Here is a 1,198-nt window from a genome sequence, read left to right as displayed (position 1 = left end):
CCCACATTCCGGTCCTCGCCCATATCCAGCACAACTGGGAATTGACTGGTGAACCAACCGACCGTACGCGTAATATCCATATCCGGCAAAATCGCTTCCCGGCCGTGACCCTCCAGATTGACAAGCACCTGACTTAGGCCAGCCCACTCCTGAATAGCGGTGCCCAGCGCTGTCAGCAACAGGTCGTTTGCTTCCGTATGGTAGGCCCGATGAGCTTGTTTCAAGAATTGTTCCGTTTCTTCAACCGTCCATGCCACGGTTAGTGTCCGATCATCGCGAAGCTGTGGTTTAGCCTGAGACTTACGAGTGTAATCCTTAGGCAATGCCTCTTGAACAGCACCCGCTCGCTCCACCTGCTCCCAATACGCACGTTCCTTCTCCAACGCGATGCTGTTCGCATAAGCTGACAGCTGATCTGCCCACAGGCGGAAGGAATCCGTCTTATTCGGCAAGCCGATAGACTCGCCTCGTAAAGCCTGCTCATAGCCGGATGCCAAATCCTCCAGCAAAATACGCCATGACACGCCGTCTACTACCAAATGGTGGATCGCCACCAACAAGTGGTCTCCATCGCTGCAACGGAACAGACCTAGCTTCACCAATGGGCCTTGATCTAGACAAATGCTGCTTTGGATTTCGCTGGCCTTATTCTCCAGCAAATGAGCAAAGTTAGACTCTTGGGTATAATCCACCACTTCAAGGCTGTACAACTCTCCTTCTTGTACGCCACGGTTCCATGCTTCGTACCCACCGTCCACATTTTGGCGGAATACGATGCGCAAAGCATCATGATGCTCAACAATGCGTTGCAGCGCCTGACGAAGCGCTGTTTCGTCCAGTCGATCCTCACGGTGCAGCATTAGAGCCTGGTTGTAGTGTTCAGGATGGGAAGGCTGCTGTTCAATAAACCAGTGTTGAATCGGTGTCAAGGCCACATGTCCAGTGACTTCTCCTTGATCCGACACGCGGGTCACCCGTTGCACCCGTCCATTCAGCTCAGCAATCGTCGGGTACCGGAACAGCTCTCTCATTTCCAGCTTGTAACCATTTTGCAGCAGTCTCGAAGACACCTGAATGGCCTTGATCGAGTCGCCACCCAAATGGAAAAAGTTATCCAGCACACCAATCTGTTCGATGCCCAGTACAGACTGCCATACCGATACCAACGTTCGCTCTACCTCATTACGAGCGGCTACAT

At 52.7% G+C, this 1,198-nt stretch carries 1 protein-coding gene; it reads right to left on the bottom strand.

What is annotated here, in order from left to right:
• Positions 1 to 1,198, bottom strand: a 1,198-nt coding sequence (locus tag AC5V8P_RS25675; protein ID WP_495474068.1) for a condensation domain-containing protein, incomplete at both ends; no start/stop codon positions are given.

Source organism: Paenibacillus sp. N119s, from assembly GCF_059447605.1.
This window is presented reverse-complemented; position numbering and strand designations above follow the sequence as displayed.